The sequence below is a fragment of the Corynebacterium jeikeium genome, from assembly GCA_003955985.1.
GTDB classification, from domain to species: Bacteria; Actinomycetota; Actinomycetes; order Mycobacteriales; family Mycobacteriaceae; genus Corynebacterium; species Corynebacterium jeikeium_D.
On record CP033784.1, the window covers coordinates 2,281,112 to 2,297,052 of the forward strand.

Annotated in this window: 17 protein-coding genes; 11 read left to right on the forward strand and 6 right to left on the reverse strand. The window is 59.5% G+C overall.

Annotated features, from left to right (window positions below; genetic code table 11):
* Window positions 1-195: 195 nt before the first annotated feature.
* From EGX79_10095 to EGX79_10120, 6 genes are read left to right on the forward strand one after another with little or no spacing between them, the layout of a single operon-like run.
* On the forward strand, window positions 196-3,375 hold the full coding sequence (locus EGX79_10095; protein AYX82799.1) for a Na+/H+ antiporter subunit A: 3,180 nt from the start codon (window positions 196-198) through the stop codon (window positions 3,373-3,375).
* Entirely contained in the window at window positions 3,372-3,887 is a 516-nt protein-coding gene (locus EGX79_10100; protein ID AYX82493.1) for a Na(+)/H(+) antiporter subunit C, read from the forward strand. The genes EGX79_10095 and EGX79_10100 overlap by 4 nt, the downstream gene beginning before the upstream one ends.
* Window positions 3,877-5,583, forward strand: a complete 1,707-nt coding sequence (locus EGX79_10105; protein ID AYX82494.1) for a Na+/H+ antiporter subunit D — start codon at window positions 3,877-3,879, stop codon at window positions 5,581-5,583. Before EGX79_10100 ends, EGX79_10105 begins: the two co-directional genes overlap by 11 nt.
* On the forward strand, window positions 5,580-6,185 hold the full coding sequence (locus tag EGX79_10110) for a Na+/H+ antiporter subunit E (protein ID AYX82495.1): 606 nt from the start codon (window positions 5,580-5,582) through the stop codon (window positions 6,183-6,185). Before EGX79_10105 ends, EGX79_10110 begins: the two co-directional genes overlap by 4 nt.
* Window positions 6,182-6,592 carry a cation:proton antiporter gene (locus tag EGX79_10115; GenBank protein AYX82496.1) on the forward strand — a complete coding sequence of 137 codons (411 nt, stop codon included), beginning with the start codon at window positions 6,182-6,184 and terminating at the stop codon, window positions 6,590-6,592. The genes EGX79_10110 and EGX79_10115 overlap by 4 nt, the downstream gene beginning before the upstream one ends.
* The gene (locus EGX79_10120; protein ID AYX82497.1) at window positions 6,589-6,939 is read left to right on the forward strand and encodes a cation:proton antiporter; all 351 of its coding nucleotides are present in this window, start codon (window positions 6,589-6,591) and stop codon (window positions 6,937-6,939) included. Before EGX79_10115 ends, EGX79_10120 begins: the two co-directional genes overlap by 4 nt.
* Window positions 6,940-7,061: 122 nt before the next feature.
* Here the strand turns inward: EGX79_10120 and EGX79_10125 are convergent, their stop codons facing one another.
* The 4 genes from EGX79_10125 to EGX79_10140 all read right to left on the reverse strand — a co-directional run bounded on the left by EGX79_10125 (window position 7,062) and on the right by EGX79_10140 (window position 10,404).
* Entirely contained in the window at window positions 7,062-8,285 is a 1,224-nt protein-coding gene (locus EGX79_10125; protein ID AYX82498.1) for a glutamate--cysteine ligase, read from the reverse strand.
* Between the two features lie 17 nt (window positions 8,286-8,302).
* Entirely contained in the window at window positions 8,303-8,860 is a 558-nt protein-coding gene (locus tag EGX79_10130; protein ID AYX82499.1) for a hypothetical protein, read from the reverse strand.
* Window positions 8,861-9,081: 221 nt separating this feature from the next.
* Window positions 9,082-9,996: a LytR family transcriptional regulator gene (locus EGX79_10135; GenBank protein AYX82800.1), complete on the reverse strand. Its 915-nt coding sequence runs from the start codon at window positions 9,994-9,996 to the stop codon at window positions 9,082-9,084.
* 51 nt (window positions 9,997-10,047) lie between these two features.
* The gene (locus tag EGX79_10140) at window positions 10,048-10,404 is read right to left on the reverse strand and encodes a DUF3263 domain-containing protein (GenBank protein AYX82500.1); all 357 of its coding nucleotides are present in this window, start codon (window positions 10,402-10,404) and stop codon (window positions 10,048-10,050) included.
* Between the two features lie 186 nt (window positions 10,405-10,590).
* Between EGX79_10140 and EGX79_10145 the strand changes: the two genes are divergently transcribed.
* Both EGX79_10145 and EGX79_10150 read left to right on the forward strand, forming a co-directional pair.
* Window positions 10,591-11,172 (forward strand): peptide deformylase, encoded by a 582-nt coding sequence (locus EGX79_10145; GenBank protein ID AYX82501.1) that lies wholly within the window; start codon window positions 10,591-10,593, stop codon window positions 11,170-11,172.
* A gap of 3 nt (window positions 11,173-11,175) precedes the next feature.
* Window positions 11,176-12,321, forward strand: coding sequence for a GNAT family N-acetyltransferase (locus tag EGX79_10150; protein AYX82502.1), 1,146 nt, complete (start codon window positions 11,176-11,178; stop codon window positions 12,319-12,321).
* Window positions 12,322-12,367: 46 nt separating this feature from the next.
* Here the strand turns inward: EGX79_10150 and EGX79_10155 are convergent, their stop codons facing one another.
* Window positions 12,368-13,231, reverse strand: a complete 864-nt coding sequence (locus EGX79_10155) for an RDD family protein (protein AYX82503.1) — start codon at window positions 13,229-13,231, stop codon at window positions 12,368-12,370.
* 85 nt (window positions 13,232-13,316) lie between these two features.
* Here EGX79_10155 and EGX79_10160 point away from each other — a divergent pair, with 85 nt between their 5' ends.
* The 3 genes from EGX79_10160 (at window position 13,317) to EGX79_10170 (ending at window position 15,281) form a co-directional block, all read left to right on the forward strand.
* A complete protein-coding gene (locus tag EGX79_10160) occupies window positions 13,317-14,114 on the forward strand; it encodes an exodeoxyribonuclease III (protein AYX82504.1) in 798 nt (265 codons plus the stop codon).
* 243 nt (window positions 14,115-14,357) lie between these two features.
* Complete coding sequence (locus EGX79_10165; GenBank protein AYX82505.1) at window positions 14,358-14,921, forward strand: MarR family transcriptional regulator; 564 nt, start codon at window positions 14,358-14,360, stop codon at window positions 14,919-14,921.
* A 36-nt stretch (window positions 14,922-14,957) separates the two neighbouring features.
* Window positions 14,958-15,281 (forward strand): hypothetical protein, encoded by a 324-nt coding sequence (locus EGX79_10170; GenBank protein AYX82801.1) that lies wholly within the window; start codon window positions 14,958-14,960, stop codon window positions 15,279-15,281.
* A gap of 116 nt (window positions 15,282-15,397) precedes the next feature.
* Here EGX79_10170 and EGX79_10175 read toward each other — a convergent pair whose 3' ends face one another.
* Complete coding sequence (locus EGX79_10175; GenBank protein ID AYX82506.1) at window positions 15,398-15,901, reverse strand: NUDIX hydrolase; 504 nt, start codon at window positions 15,899-15,901, stop codon at window positions 15,398-15,400.
* Window positions 15,902-15,941 lie beyond the last annotated feature (40 nt).

Consider the following 15,941-nt stretch of genomic DNA (forward strand, 5'->3'; position numbering starts at 1 on the left):
GCACTGATTTGGGGCTTGAGCAGTCAGCCGCTCAAGCCCCAAAAAATGCCCAACTTCCGCCCCCCACAACTCACCCCCAAATTTTCACTTTCCCAGAAACAATTGACCGTTTTCACACACTCGGTTAACACCGCTTCAAATGCTTAAGTCCCTAAAACGGGGTTGCATGAACTGGCGTGTTCCAATCATTATGGAATAGTGACTTCTCTCCTGTGCATCCTGTTCGTTACGGCAGCGCTTGCACCATGGACGATTAAGTGGCTCGGAACCCGCGGGTTCCTCGTACTCAGCCTCCCGCTGGCAGGCGGTGCCATCTACACCGGCACCCATCTCGTTCGCTTAGCTCTAGACAATGGCAACGGGGAAACTTCCGCACTCACGCAACCCGCCGTCACGCATTTTTCGTGGATGCCCATTATCCACTTGGATGTAAACCTGCGATTAGGTCCTATTGAATCGCTCTTCGGCACGCTGGTTTTGACCATCGGCTTTCTCGTACTGGTGTACTGCTCCGGTTACTTCATCAACCCGCCACTCGGCAAACGTCGCCGCGTAGGTTCCTTCGCAGCCCAAATGATCGCCTTCGCTGCGGCGATGTACGGCCTGGTCATCAGCGACAGCATCATGCTGATGTTCGTCTTCTGGGAAATTACCTCGGTTCTGTCCTTCCTCCTGGTGGGCTACTACGCCGAGCGCGCCTCCTCCCGTCGCGCAGCAGGCCAGGCGCTCCTGGTCACGACGCTGGGTGGCCTCATCATGCTGGTCGGTATCGTTCTGATGGGAGTGACCACCGGTTTCTGGAACTTCTCCGAACTCACCGCGCCTGGCGCTCTGACAGCGGCACAGCTGGACTCCACGGCAGTATCCACGGCCGCAATCCTGCTGGTCGTTGGTGCGCTGTCGAAGTCCGCTATCGCGCCCTTCCACTTCTGGCTACCCGGTGCAATGGCCGCCCCTACCCCGGTTTCTTCCTTCCTGCATTCGGCAGCGATGGTCAAAGCCGGTGTGTTCCTGGTTGCCCGGCTCGCGCCGACCTTCAATGACACCAACGCGTGGCAGCCAATCATCATCCCGCTCGGCCTCTTGACCATGATCATGGCCGGCTGGATGGCCCTGCGCCAGAAGGATCTCAAGCTGATTATGGCGTATGGCACTGTCAGCCAGTTGGGATTCATCATCACAGTCGCGTCGATAGGCACGCGTGCGACGATGCTGGCAGCCCTGGCACTGACGCTCGGCCATGCCATGTTCAAGGCCGCGCTGTTTATGGTCGCGGGCACAATTGACAGGCTGACTGGTACGCGCGATATCCGTGAGCTCTCTGGGCTCGGTAGAAAGTCGCCGCAGTTGCTGGTGATTTCGATTCTCGCCGCTGCATCGATGATGGGTGTGCCGCCGTTCTTCGGCTTCGTCGCCAAGGAAGCTGCGCTGGAGGCCACGCTCAATGCTGATCCGCTGCATGGGATGCCGTCGGTGTTTACCACCATTGGCCTCGTCGTGGGTTCGATTCTGACCGTAGCGTACTCGCTGTACCTGCTGCGCGCCGCGTTTGCGACCAAGTCCAGCACCCACGCCAGCGGCGGTGGCACTTCCCCTGCCGTGGCAGAGATGGATTCCCCGACGTGGGATCAGATTGGCCCGGCTTGGCTGTTGGCGCTGGCAGGTTTGGTTTTCGGCCTGGTTCCCCGCGTCCTCGACTCGACTATCTCGCCCTACCTCACCAATGCCTACCCGAATGCGGAAGCAGAATCGCACCTGGCTCTCTGGCACGGTTTCACCCTTCCTCTGGCGCTGACAGCCACAATTCTGATCACAGGTGGCATCATGCACTGGCAGCGCAAACTGGTGCGTCAGCTACAGTTTGAACAGCCGGCTCTCGGTAGTGCCGATGCGCTTTACGACGGCATCCTGGACTTGGCCCGCCGTCTTTCTCTCCGTGCCACTGCTGCGACCCAGCGTGGTTCCCTTCCGTTGAATGAGGCGGTCATTTTGCTGACCCTCATCGTGCTGTCCATCGGTGCCTTGTTGCTCGGTGAGCGTGATGAGCTCCGGATGGAACTGTGGGACTCTGCACCGCAGGGCGCGGTCGCGTTGATTATGATCATCGCGGCTTTGGCCGCCACCCAACAGAAAAACAGGCTCTCCGGTGTCATCCTGGTAGGTGTGACCGGCTACGGCTTGGCCATTATCTTCGCCATGTACGGTGCACCTGATTTGGCTCTGACGCAGCTGCTGGTTGAGACGGTCTCAATGATTGTTTTCGTGTTGGTGCTGCGCACGCTCTCGCCGCGGGCACCGGCATCAAATCCGAGGTGGATACGACACCGTGCATGGCTGGCCATCGCAGTCGGTGTCACTGTCCCAGTGTTGGCCGCCTACGCTATGGGCTCCCGTCGTACTGAGCCAATCTCCGGCGACATTCCGCCGCTGGCTCACGACATTGGGCACGGCCAGAATGCGGTCAACGTACTTCTTGTCGATATCCGCGCCTGGGATACCTTCGGTGAAATCACCGTGCTGGTGATGGTGGCGCTGGGGATTACCTCGCTGGTATTCCGCACGCACACGATGCACATGCGCTCAAAGATTAAGCCACAGCGGAATCGTGCTCGCCGCAACACCCGCTGGTTGAACACCATCGATGAGTCCGGTGAAGCCGAGCGGTTGCGCTACCCAATCATGGTTCTGGTGGCATCGCGCGCGCTCTTCCCCGCCATGATGGTGGTTTCCATCTACCTCTTCTTCGCCGGCCACAACGATGTCGGTGGTGGCTTCGCAGGTGGCCTCGTGGCTGCGCTGGCACTGACCATGCGTTATCTCATCGGTGGGCATCGTGAACTGGCAGCAACTCTGCCAATTCCTACCGAGGTACTTCTCGGCGGCGGTCTGCTGGTGTCGGCTCTTAGCGCCGTATGGCCACTGTTCGTGGGTTGGGCTCCGCTGACTTCCTGGTACGGCTCGCGGGAAATTCCGCTGCTCGGCGACGTCACCGTTGTCTCCCCTATGCTCTTTGACCTGGGTGTGTACATGATTGTCGTTGGCACGATTGTCTACATCCTGCGCAGTTTGGGCGGCGGCATCGATGCTCAGATAAACCTTCGCGCTGAGCGTGATCGTTCACGTCGTGTGAATCGAGCCGCACTCGGCCAGTCCCGCCAGCTGCGTAGCAAGTTGGCGGCGGCTAAGCCCGCAGGTGTTAAGTCCGCAGGCGCCAAGACTGCAAGTGCGAAGCCAACCGGTGCCAAGCCTGCAAGTGCCAAGACTGCAGGCGCCAAAACAGCGGCAGATGCACGGACTGCGACCAACACCACCGAGTCAGAGGCATCACAACCGACCACCCCAGCTAGGACCGAAGGAAAGGACACTCACCAGTGATTCTCAATTTTGTTCTGCTGGCTACTGTCGGCACGCTGATCGCCGCCGGGGTGTACCTGTTCCTCGATCGTTCGTTGACCAGGATGCTCATGGGACTGTTGCTGATGGGCAACGGTATCAACCTGCTCATCCTGCTTGGCTCTGGTTCGCCGGGGCGCCCACCGATTTGGGATAGGGAATCGCTAGTCAGCGATGCTCAGGCGGACTCGCTGCCCCAGGCCTTTATCCTCACCGCGATTGTTATCTCTATGGGCATGACCGCCTTCCTGTTGGCTCTGCTCTATCGCCAGCACCGCTACCACATCGGCGATCACGTGCAGGATGACCACGAGGACCGCAACCTGGCACTGCGTCGCGCCAGCGACCCGTCGGCTGCTCCGGATCACGACAAGTCCGACGACCCCACCACCGGTCGTCCCACGGAGGCCGGAGATAACTTCGGTCCGGTCAGTTTCGAAAAGCCCGTGACCCCACCATCAAACACCCCAGGAGGTGACGACGATGATGACTGAGCAACTAATTCTGGCACTCATTCCGCTGCCTATCATCGTCCCCGCCGCCACCGCCGCAATTGCTCTGCTGCTGGCACGTTTTCCCAAAGCACAGCAGGCGATCGCGCTGTTTTCACTCGGCAGCCTGCTGGGAGTCGCCAGCGCCTTGGTGTACCTGATTTATGCCCACGGCATCCACACGGTCCAGGTTGGCGGCTGGGACGCACCAATCGGCATCACACTCGTGGCCGACAACCTCGCAGTGTTGATGATTACTGTCTCGCAGCTCGTCCTCTTCGCCGTGATGTGGTTCGGCATCGGCCAGGGCATTAGCGATGGCGATGAAGACGAGCCCATCTCCGTCTTCGTTCCGACGTACATGCTGCTCAACATGGGTGTCTCAATGGCCTTCCTGGCTGGCGACCTGTTCAACATGTATGTCGGTTTCGAGGTTCTGCTCGTAGCCTCCTACGTGCTGCTCACCTTGGGGGCATCGTCGTCACGCATTCGCGCAGGCGTGTCGTATGTGATGGTCAACATGCTGTCCTCGATGGTGTTCCTGCTGGCGATTGGCCTGGTTTATCAGGCGGTCGGCACGGTGAACTTCGCGCACATTTCCCTGCGCATGGAAGCCATCCCCGACGGCACCCGCACCGCAATCTTCGCAGTGCTGCTCGTCGCCTTCGCAGTGAAAGCGGCGGTGTTCCCGCTGTCGGCATGGCTGCCGGACTCCTACCCCACCGCACCGTCGATGGTCACCGCGGTCTTCGCGGGTCTGCTGACGAAGGTGGGTGTCTACGCAATCATCCGCACGCGCAGTGTCGTTTTCCCCGACGGCAGGCTTGACGACGTCCTGATGTGGGCCGGCCTGGCGACAATGCTCATGGGCATTCTCGGTGCCATGGCCCAAAATGACATCAAACGTCTCTTGTCATTTACGCTGGTGTCCCATATCGGTTACATGATCTTCGGTATTGCCGTCGGCAATACGCTGGGCCTCGGCGGCGCCATCTTCTACATCGTCCACCACATTCTGGTGCAGACGGCGCTGTTCCTGGTGGTCGGGCTTATCGAACGCCAGGCGGGCTCGTCCTCCCTGCGCAGTCTGGGCGGTCTGGCCAAGTCGTCGCCGCTGCTGGCGCTGCTATACCTGGTCCCCGCGCTCAACCTCGGTGGTATCCCGCCGTTCTCGGGCTTCCTGGGCAAGGTCATGCTGATTGAGGCCGGTGCGCACAACGGATCCGCCACCGCGTGGATCCTGGTTGCGGGATCTATCATCACCAGCCTGCTGACTCTCTACACCATGATTCTCGTCTGGTCGAAGGCATTCTGGCGCGACCGTTCCGATGCCCCCGAGGGCGACACCGTGCTGGCACACCCAGCCACACTTCGGGAAAAAACTCAGATGGTTGCTATCTCAGAGCGTGACGACGTCGGCAGGATGCCACTCGGCATGGTGATGCCGACGGCCCTGCTGGTGATTGCCTCCGTGGGCGTCACTGTTTTGGCCGGTCCACTGTCCAATGTGGCGACCTCAGCGGCAAGCAATGTCGCGAATGTCGATGAGTACCGCGCGGCAGTTCTCGGTATCGACTCGGCCGATGACAAGGGACTGGAGCAGCTGAAGAACCCAGGCCGCACCAAGAGCCCGTGGGAGTCGGACCCGGTGACCGAACATGCCACCAGCACGTTGGAAGGAGCAGGTGAAAGCTCATGAGTAAAGCTCGCGCCAGGGTGGCCGCAAAACGACCACCGCGTATTTCAATCCTGTTGTTCCTGTTCACGCTGATTATTTGGGTCATGCTGTGGGGCGAAGTGACATTTGCCAATGTGCTTTCGGGAATCCTGGTAGCCACGTTGCTCAACCTCGCCATGCCTATCCCGCCAAACAGCGCGCTGGACATCAACTTCGGTGGCATGGTGCGACTGTTCGGTTCCTGGACAATCGACTTTGTGAAGGCCTCAATCAGTGTCTCCTGGCTGGCCATCCGACGAGCTGATCCACCACCGACGGCCATCATCAAGGTCCCTATGCGCACCAATGACGATATTTCGCTCACGACTGCAATGGCACTGATTAACTTGCAGCCGGGCGGAATCATCGTGGACATCGACAAGCGGGAAAAGACGCTGACCATGCACATTCTCGACGCGTCGTCGACGAGCAAGGTAGCCGAGCAAATCAACCAGCTGACTCGAATCGAGCGTCGGGTTATTCGGGCGTTTGAAAACCGCGATGTCAACGAGCAACCGACCAAGTCGGTGCCAAGTGACAACCAGGTGAGCAGTGACAAGAGCAGCGAAAGGAGTAGCCGATGAACCCGGAAGTTTTTAACACTCTGCTCGGAGTGGCTGCCGCAGGCTATTTCATTGCGGTGATGATTACCCTCGGGCACATGATTGCCGGTCCAAACTCGCTGGACCGCCTGGTGGCGCTGGAGTCGACGACTGCAATGCTGCAGGGCATGCTCGCTGCGTTCATGGCCTGGAGCTTGGACACTTCGGTGGTCTACCCAATGCTCATCATTGCGCTGCTCGGTTTCCTGTCTTCGCTGGCGGTCGCCAAGTTCCGTGTTCCGGATGACGGAAAGCAGCCCGCAAAGAGCTCCCGGAAGGGTGCGACGAAAGCAACCGGAAAGGTCGCCACAAAGAAAACCGCACAGAAAGCGGCGCCTAAGGCAACACCGACAACGGCTCCGAAAACAGCGAAGGGAGAATCCAAATGATTCTCGTGGCAGACATTATCGCCATCACACTGATTCTCACCGGAATGCTACTGTGCGTTGCAGCGTCCGTGGGATTGATACGCTTCCGCGACACCATCAGTCGGATGCACGCATCCTCCAAGCCACAAACACTGGGGCTAATTTTGACGCTGTCGGGCTCGCTTGTACACGTCGCCACGCACGCGTCAGCTCACACAACTACTAGCAGTGACTTGGCTCTGTTGACCCTGATTATCCTGTTTGCTCTGGGTACATCGCCGATTGTTAGTAACCGCGTTGGCCACGAGGCGTTCAAGGAGAGGCTCGTCGACGAGGACAGCGTGGCCCGCGATGACAGCCGGGAATAACGAGAGGACAATGGCCTTAAGTCACTGACTGGGTTTATGACAAAGTGACTAGGTTTATGCACCTCAAAAGTGCTATAAGCCTAGTCACTATTTTTGTCTAGGCACACACCGCTTAACGACGGCTAGTCGCTCACCTGCTCGTGGAAATCTGCAGGCGCTATCGGATGCCCGGCGCGCAGTTCCTGCACTGCAAGATCCACAGCGGCCCGCCACGGGGTGTGGCCAATGCGCTCTTCGTTCGCTCGTACGTCGTCCTCGGTAGCCATGGAAGGCAGCGCCCCGGCCGCATCCGCCACAGTGCGCTGACGCTCGTATGCCGCGCCCATTTCCACGATGTTGTTGACGAATTCCAGTTCGGCTCGGCAGCCCAGTTCGTCGGCAAGCGGGGCGAGCTGAACCACAAGCTCACGGAGTTCATCGCGAACCCACCGCTCGTCGGTATCGCGATTGACGATGACCAACGCGTCCATCCCGTAGCGAGCGGCGCGCCACTTGTTTTCGGCGATGTGCCAGGACTGCAGTGACGGTAGTTCCTCGCCAGCCTCCCACATGCGGTCGTAGTAAACCGTCAGGCAGTGCGTCAATGCCACGATAGCGGCGAGTTCCTGCAGGTTAGAGGTAGCGTCAGCGACACGAATCTCAATGGTGCCGTACTTTGATGCCGGGCGAATGTCCAAGTGCATCGAGCCGGTGTGATTGATGACGCCGGAGCGGGACTGGTCGTGCATGTAGGACTCCCACTCGGGCCACGTGTAAATCGCCGGCGGCTGACCCGCGGTGGGAAGCTGCTGGTAGAGCAGGCTTCGGTTGGAAGCGTAACCCATGTCCTCACCGTTCCAGGCCGGTGAGGAGGCAGACAGCGCCAACATGTGCGGCAGCTTCGTTGCCAGGGCCTGAATGATCGGCCAAACGCGTTCGGAGTCCTTAATGCCAACATGGACGTGGACTCCCCAGATGATCATCTGGTTACCCCACCACTGAGTGCGGTTGATGATTTCGGAGTAGTGCCCCTTAGCGCTGACCTGCTGAGCAGTACCGCGGGCGAACGGATGCGAGCCCGATGACCACACATCCACCCCAACGCGATCAGCGGCCTCGAGAACCATGTCCAGCTGGCTTTGGAGCTCCGCTACGGCACCGGGCACGTTCGTGTGCACACCGGTGACGAGCTCTACGGTGTTGGCGAGGAACTCTCGCTGGAGCCCATGTCCGGGATGCTCCGCATCGATGATGTCGAGCACCTCGGCGGCAGCGGGGGCGGTGTCGCGCGTTCGTCGGTCAACGAACGCCACTTCCCATTCCACTCCCAGTGATGGCTGCGCCGATCCGGAAAATTGCTCAGTCATACCGCTATTTTTTCACACTAGGAGTCGTTTTCCTCAGTTGGCTCCGTCCAGGTGACGGTTTTTGCGCAGGAGGCAAGGTCACCGTTGGAATCGACAAGCGCAACTGTGGTGAAACTGTCTTCATCCACCTTGGACGGAACGTTCCAGACATCTGCATTCCGTTTGTCATCGACGTGCACTTCGCCGATGACACCCAACCCTTCGGTTGCGGGGCTGCCGATGCCACTGCAGCCAGATGCACCGCGCGCCTGCACTGTGTACTTGCCCTTATCCAAGGTAGTGAACTGACCTTTTTCGTCGGAAAGGCCCATCCATCCCTTGGCGCTCATGACCTGTACAGTTGCCAGCATTTTCATTGATCCGTCGTCGTTTGTTCGGATGAAGTTATAGGCGCTGACTCGCTCGGTCAGCTTCGGTGCAGCCGGATCTACGCTCACTGGCGCAGTGCTTGTCGACGCGCCTGCGTTCCCGTCCTTGTCGCTGCTGGATTCAACCCCCGAGCAGGACACCAACAGTGTTGCAGCACAACCCAACGCGGTGGCGACAGCAACACGACGACGCTTTACGGCGAACATAAAAACCTCACAGACCTCACTGGCTACTAGCAGAATACTAGTACCCCTTTTTCAGCCGTGATCTGTTTGAGACTGCAAAATATGCAAAAGCCCCGCGTAGGCCATGAAATGTGTGGCTTACGCGGGACTTGGAAAGCTATGGGGCTTCGCACCACGGCGGCAGGTTTTGAGACTTAGGCCGCAAACCTTAGTGAGAGACCAAAGCCTGGTGGGCCGGGAGTCTAGTGAGCCGGGTCAGTGGCGACCACGACGATTCCCGCCGGAGCGTCCCGGAGGCGGTCATCGCGAGGTGCGGCTTCCCAACCGTTGTCATGCGCGATCTGCTCAGCGGCGGCCTTTTCCTCTTCGTTCCTCGGGTCGAAGTAGACGGTGGTCTTCTCCCACACACCCATCTTCTCTTCAGGAGCATTGCCGGTCTCGCCGGCGCCCCAGCCCTGCTCGCCCATCTGCTTGGACAGGTCATCGGCGAGGCCCACGACCTCAGAGTTATTCAGGACACTGACCTTGACAGTCTTGCGGTCAATCTGGGGCGCTTCGTTGGCCTCATCCTGTGCCGGCGGATTCTCAGCGGGAGGAACCGGTTTGCCTGGCTCATTTGCCGGTGGCGGCGGCGGAACCTCGCCGTCACCATCTCCAACAGCACCATCCTTTGCCGGATCACTGCCGTTGGCCGAGTCAGCAGGCGCACCAGAGTCAACCGGAGCGGATGCCGAGGTGTCATTCTGGCCGGTGTTCTCGGCATCGTCGCCACGTGTGCTGAGTGCATAGGCACCGTAGGCGACCAGGCACACGCCGATAGCGAGCAGCACGATAGCGAGAACGCGCATGTAGCGGCCATCACCGGCACCGTCGCCGATGTCGCCGTCATCAACACCATCAGCAGCTGCGGAATTGCTAGCAGCCCCAGCGCTGGCACCGGTCGAGGCGGCGGTGGCACCAGCAGCAGCTGCACCAGCGGCGGGAGCCGCAGATTTTGGCGCTGTGTGTTGAGCATCCGACGGCTCGGAGTACGCATGGGCGCCGCCAGCGGCGGGAGCCTCCGCGTAATCGCTGTACTCATCGAAGTCGTCGAAGTCGTCATCGAGTCGATGACGGCCCGGACGCGGCGAATTCTGAGGGTTTAGTTGGTCAGACACATCCCACATCCTATATGTTCTGCCGCCGAACCGTGAAGTGAAACTTGAACCTTATGCGTCTTGGTTGTCCCGCACGGCGCGCAGCCGATGAACCAACACGGGTTCGGCCGCTTCGGCTGCCGGAGAATCGAGAAGTCGCGAAAGTACCTGGTGGTAACGGATTGTGTTGTTGCCGAAGTCCTCGGCAAAGCGACGCCGAATTGCCTCCTGCCGCGCACCGGCCATACGCGGCCCACGGCGGGCAACTTTCAGCCATTCCTTCTCAAAATCCAGCATTTTCTGCGCCAAAATGGGCTCAATGCCGCTGGTATCACCCACGAGTCCGAGATGTTCGGATGAGTCAAGCCGCCGCTCGGCCTCAGGTTCGTGGCTGCCACCTATGGGCTTCTTGCTCACCACTTTCCGCACCCCGCTTTCCTTCTCGCTCGCCCTGATCCTCTATTCTGCACGACACTGTCTATGCAGATACTTAGTGAAGATACATCGTCAGATCTAGCCACCCAGCCTCACCTACGCCCCACCTACAACTCCCTGACACAACTCAGGCATCACCAGGCGATTTAGAAAACATGGACGCCGAGTAGAATCAGCGGCATGACTATCCGTCCCATTGTGATTGCCGGAGACCCCGTTCTCCACACTCCTACCCAGCCGGTAACCGAGGACATCTCCGAGCTGCGTGAGCTCATCGAGGACATGTACGAAACCATGGACCGCGCCCACGGTGTGGGGCTGGCTGCCAACCAGGTGGGCGTCGGCAAGCGTCTGTTCGTCTACAACTGCCCCGATGACGACGATGTCTGGCACCGCGGCTGCGTCATCAATCCGGTGCTGACCACCAGTGAAATCCCGAAGACCATGCCTAATGACGACGGTTCCGATGACGAAGGCTGCCTCTCTGTACCCGGCCTGTCCTTCCCCACCAACCGCGCGGAGAAGGCTGTTGTCACCGGCCTGGATGAAAACGGCGAAGAGGTCCGCATCGAGGCCACCGGTTTCTTCGCCCGCTGCATGCAGCACGAAGTCGGCCACCTGGATGGGTTCCTCTACACCGACTGCCTCACGGGCCGTTGGAAGCGCATGGCCAAGAAGGAAATCAAGCGCGCCGGTTGGACCGAGGGCGGCCTGACCTGGATGCCGGGCGTGGATCCGGATCCGTTCGGCCACGAGGATTAAATCGTGACGGATAGGCAATTGGAGTCGTCGGCAAGCGAAAATGCAGCCCAGAAGCTACCGATTTCCCGTTGGGGTGTCGGTGAGGTAGCGGTGGGACGTCGTGTCATTGTGCGGCGCGCGCTAACCGATGAAGAGGCGCTGGCCAGCGGCAAGAAGACTACGGACGTCATTGGGCATGTGCTCAGCATGGATCCGTTCGTCGTGCGTCCACAGGTTCGTGCTGGCGTGCGTGCCGACGAGTCCGTGGCAGCAGTGGACTTTAGCGATAAGCACATTTTGATTGTGAAGGCCCTCCCCGATCATCCGGTGCGCAATTCGGATATTCGCGCCGTGGAAACTGCGACAGCGAAGGCCTTCCCGGGTATCGCGCACGTGGTGGAGTCGGGCTGGCTGCTGCGTGCGGGCGACGGCATCACGGAGCGTTCCAACTCCGCACTGCCGCTCGAACCCGGAGCCAGCACTCAGCCGGTGCCGTTGGAGAAGATTAAGTCGTTTTACGATTCCCACGATTTGCCGGTGCGGATTGCGATTCCGGATAGAATCGCCAAACCTGCACAGGCGCTGGTCGCGGGGCCGGAGTGGACGGTCGGGCCGGACATTGTGGTTATGACGCGCTCACTCGATGGGGATTTGCCGCCTGCTGAATTGGCAGCTGAATCGCACAGCGCCGTACAGGTGCTCGATGAGCACAGCGTCGAGCTTGCAGACGTGCAGGTGGATATCGCTGATCAACCTGACGACGACTGGCTGGGGCTCTACCATTTCCGCGGTACCACGCTGCCCGAGCATGCACTACAGCTTCTGCGCAATGAAATTGATGGCCGCATGTGCTTCGGACGCCTGCAAGTGCCTGACAACAATGCGCCTGAAGGCATACGCACGGTAGCCATTACGCGCGGCACGCTGACCGAATCGGACGACGGCCGTGTGTGGCTCGGGTTCTCCGCTGTGGAAGTCGCAGCCGATATGCGCCGCCGAGGACTTGGCACCCTACTGGGAATTCACATGATGCACTGGGGCACACAACACGGGGCAGATTCTGCATATCTGCAGGTATTGGGCTCAAATGAGGCTGGCATTGCGCTGTACCGGACACTCGGTTTTACCGAGCACCACCGGCACCGCTACGCGGAGCTGACAGGGGCTTAGGGGCCGGGGGTTACGTTTCGGCCCTGCGCTGCTCGCCCTGATTGCCCTACTTCCCGCGCTTAACCCTTTTAATCCGCTTCAGCTGCTTGCCCTGCTGCTCTTTGCTACCCATGCGATTGCCCATGCGGCGCTGCCCACGCGGCAGCTCGCGCGTCTCCGGCTTTTCCACCACACGGGTGTGGACCGAGAGTTCATGACGACCTCTCCCCAGCGGATCGCGTGAGGCAGCCATTGCAATCCAGCCGGCCAGGCCCGCAGAGACAAACCAACCGGCGACCGGAATCATCGACGGCAGAATCCAGGCATTGCGCACAAAACCATCGCGGGCTGAGACTGGCATCCCGTGTGCACCTTCGATTTTCATGCCCATGGCGTGTTTACCCGGCGACCCGTCGAAGATGGAGTCCCCCGCCACGCGGTAGAGGTAAAAACCACCGGGACCGAGGAAGAGGCTGATCAGCATCACCATTACGCCGCTGTCCGATGTCCCCACGATGCTAGTGAGAACTGCAATGGAGGCAATCAATGCAGTGTAGATGACAGAATCCACCAACAGCGCACCACCACGACGTGCCACTGAGCCATTGGCCAGATTGGGGTCAAAGCCCAGGTGTACTGCCATTTGAGCGGTCAGCGGCGCGACTTTGGGATTGGCACTGAGCTCACCGAAGGAAGACACCCCATAGCTAGCGGGGTACCCGCTTTCATAGCCGACCGGAATGTTTGCTACCGGATATGGCACTTCCTGATACGGCATTGCCGCATCGTACGCCGCATATGCGTCGTGTTCCCGATAAGCGTTCCTGCCACTACTACCCAGGTAATCCGTCGGACTGTACTCGCCGCCGTAACGGCGATCGTCCCAGTTAGCCAACCTCGAAACTCCCTTTCCTACCGGGCTTCCGCCCACCTTATCCGTTTTTGTCCGCCTATTTTGTCACTGCTTTGTTCAACGCATGAGGCCGCCGTTTCGTTCCCCTTTTACAATCGTTGATATGCGAATCTGTGTCTGGAACGTCAATTCGGCTCGAACTCGCCTCGACCGAATGGTGGAAATGCTGCGCCGGAATGACATTGATGTCCTGGCCGTCCAGGAAACCAAGTGCAAGGACGACCAATTCCCCACCGCTGCTTTTGAAGAGCTGGGATACCAAGTCGCCCACCACGGCCTGAATCAGTGGAATGGCGTTGCCATCATCTCCCGCGTCGGCCTTGAGGACATCCAGGCAGGGTTCCCCGGTCAGCCCGGTTTCAACAAGGACCCCGACGCAACTCCCACATTGGAGGCCCGCCATATCGCTGCTACCTGCGGTGGCGTGCGCATCCACAGCCTCTACATCCCGAACGGCCGCGACATCACCGACCTGCACTTCGAGTACAAGCTCGAATTTTTGGAGCGGCTCCGTCAGCACATCATCGCCACGCTTGACGACGACCCGGAGGCCACCTTCATGATGGGCGGCGACTTCAACATCGCCCCGACCGACGGCGATGTCTGGTCAATGGCAGCCTTCGCGGGGAAAACACATGTCACACCACCTGAACGCGCAGCTTTCTATGCGCTGGAGCAGGCGGGCATGAAGGAGGTAACTCGCCAATTCACCCCAAACCAGTGGACCTACTGGGATTACAAAGCTGGCCGCTTTTTCAAGGATGAGGGCATGCGCATCGACTTCCAGCTCGCCTCCCCCGCCCTCGCGGCAAAGGCGTCCGCCGGATTCATCGACATCGAAGAGCGTCAGGGCAAAGGCGCATCCGACCATGCTCCGGTGATTGTGGATTACGAAGTGTAGATAAACGCGGCGGAAAACCGCGTAGGCCTAGTTCCTTCTAGGGGGTGTCGCTGGGGCCGTCGTAAAGCGGAGTTCTTGCTGCCAGCCCCTAAAATCAGGGGCAGAAATGGGCGATAAAGCACCCGCACAACACTTATGAGCCTAACTTTTTGTTCAATCTACAAATTTTCACCACAGAAAGTTATTTCGACGATATAAGGTGTTTATTCAGAACATCAATTCATTACGTCGGGAAGGAAGATCATGACTTCTGCACGCTCCCCTCAGCGCACCACTACCCCGGAGCCAGCGAGCGGCTTCCCCACCGCGGATGACTCGACTGAGTCCGATGAATCCCTGCGCGAAAGCGTGCAGAAGATTTCCATCGGCCTGTATGACTTCCTTGCATCGACTCGCCGCCTCGGTGAGCGCCCGAATGCCAGGATGGACATTTCCCAGTCGGAAATGGAAGTACTGCACTTTATTTCAACCCACCCGGGCTGCGGCGTATCCGACATTGCACGCCTGCGTTTCCTACGCCCGTCCAACGTTTCGGCAACAGTTCGCCGTCTACTCGACAACGGACTGATTGAACGCGAGAACAACGCAAAGGATCGCCGTGCGCAGAACCTCTATGTCTCCAGCGATGGCGAAACGCTGCTGGAGCAACTTATCGACCACTGGGGTGCGCTGGTGTACGAAATTGTGCGGACAATGTCGCAAAAGGACGTTCGTGCGCTAATTAAGGCACTGCCCTCGCTACTAAAGCTGGCGGAGCACTCGGAAAGCTATGTTGAGGAGCACCAGCGCCGCCAGGAGCCGTTCTAAAAGCGCGCCGCCAAGCCCTTCTTACTAGGTACGATGATGCTTATGGCTATTACTTTGAAGAAGGCAAAAGACGTAAAGACCGCTCCGCTCGTGGCCACTGGCCTCATCGGCGGCTGGCTCACCGCTCGCGAAACAGGCATTCGTCCGCTCGGTGGCGTCATCTTGGGTGCCGCCGGCGCATACGCAGCACGCACCTGGAATGCAAAGACCGGCGCCCTGGGTGCCGCCGGCCTAGTAGCCGCCTACCTCGGCGCTTTCGGCCTCTCACACCCGCTGGCTAAGAAGATTGGCGCATGGCCGTCTGTCCTGACCGTCACCGCGCTGGCCGCTGGCGCAGCAGCAGTTGCCGACTCCAAGTAAGCAACAAGTAGACAAGCCGCTCTCCCGACTTAAAAGTCGCGCCGGGGAGCGGCTTTGGTGTGCCAAATCTCAGCGTGCAGCCTCAATGGTCGGTGTTAACCTCAGACCTTAGCCACCTAGCCAAGGGCCTCCAACAATTTCTCGAGGTGCGCGCGCACCCGGGGCCACGATTCCACGAAAGGCGGCAGCAGATTGAGGCTGTCGACGTCGTCAAGCGGAATCCAGCGCAGCTCTAGAGACTCTTCGTTCGGATTCGTCTCCAGCTCTTCGGCAGCTAGTGCGTAGACCGTGTGGTACTTCCAGCCGCCGGCGAGCTCGGGGCGGTCCGGATCGGCCGGGAAGGGCCCGGTGGTGACCTGCGTGTCGAGGATGCGAAGCTGATGCTCCAGCAGCCCAGTTTCCTCAGCCGTTTCACGCAGCGCGGTCGCCTCAGGAGTCTCATGAGAATCACAAGCCCCACCAGGAACACCCCACGTTAGGGGGAACGATGTCCAGTCAGCTCGATACTGCATAAGCACCGTGCGCTGAGGGCTCACAATCAGCAGCCCTGCAGCTCCGAAGCGTCCCCAGCAGCGCGTACCGTTGGGGCCGGCTGCCCAACCATTTCCATCCTGAAGCATGTCTCCACCCTACGCCAGATACCCTTGTGTTTTCCGTCAC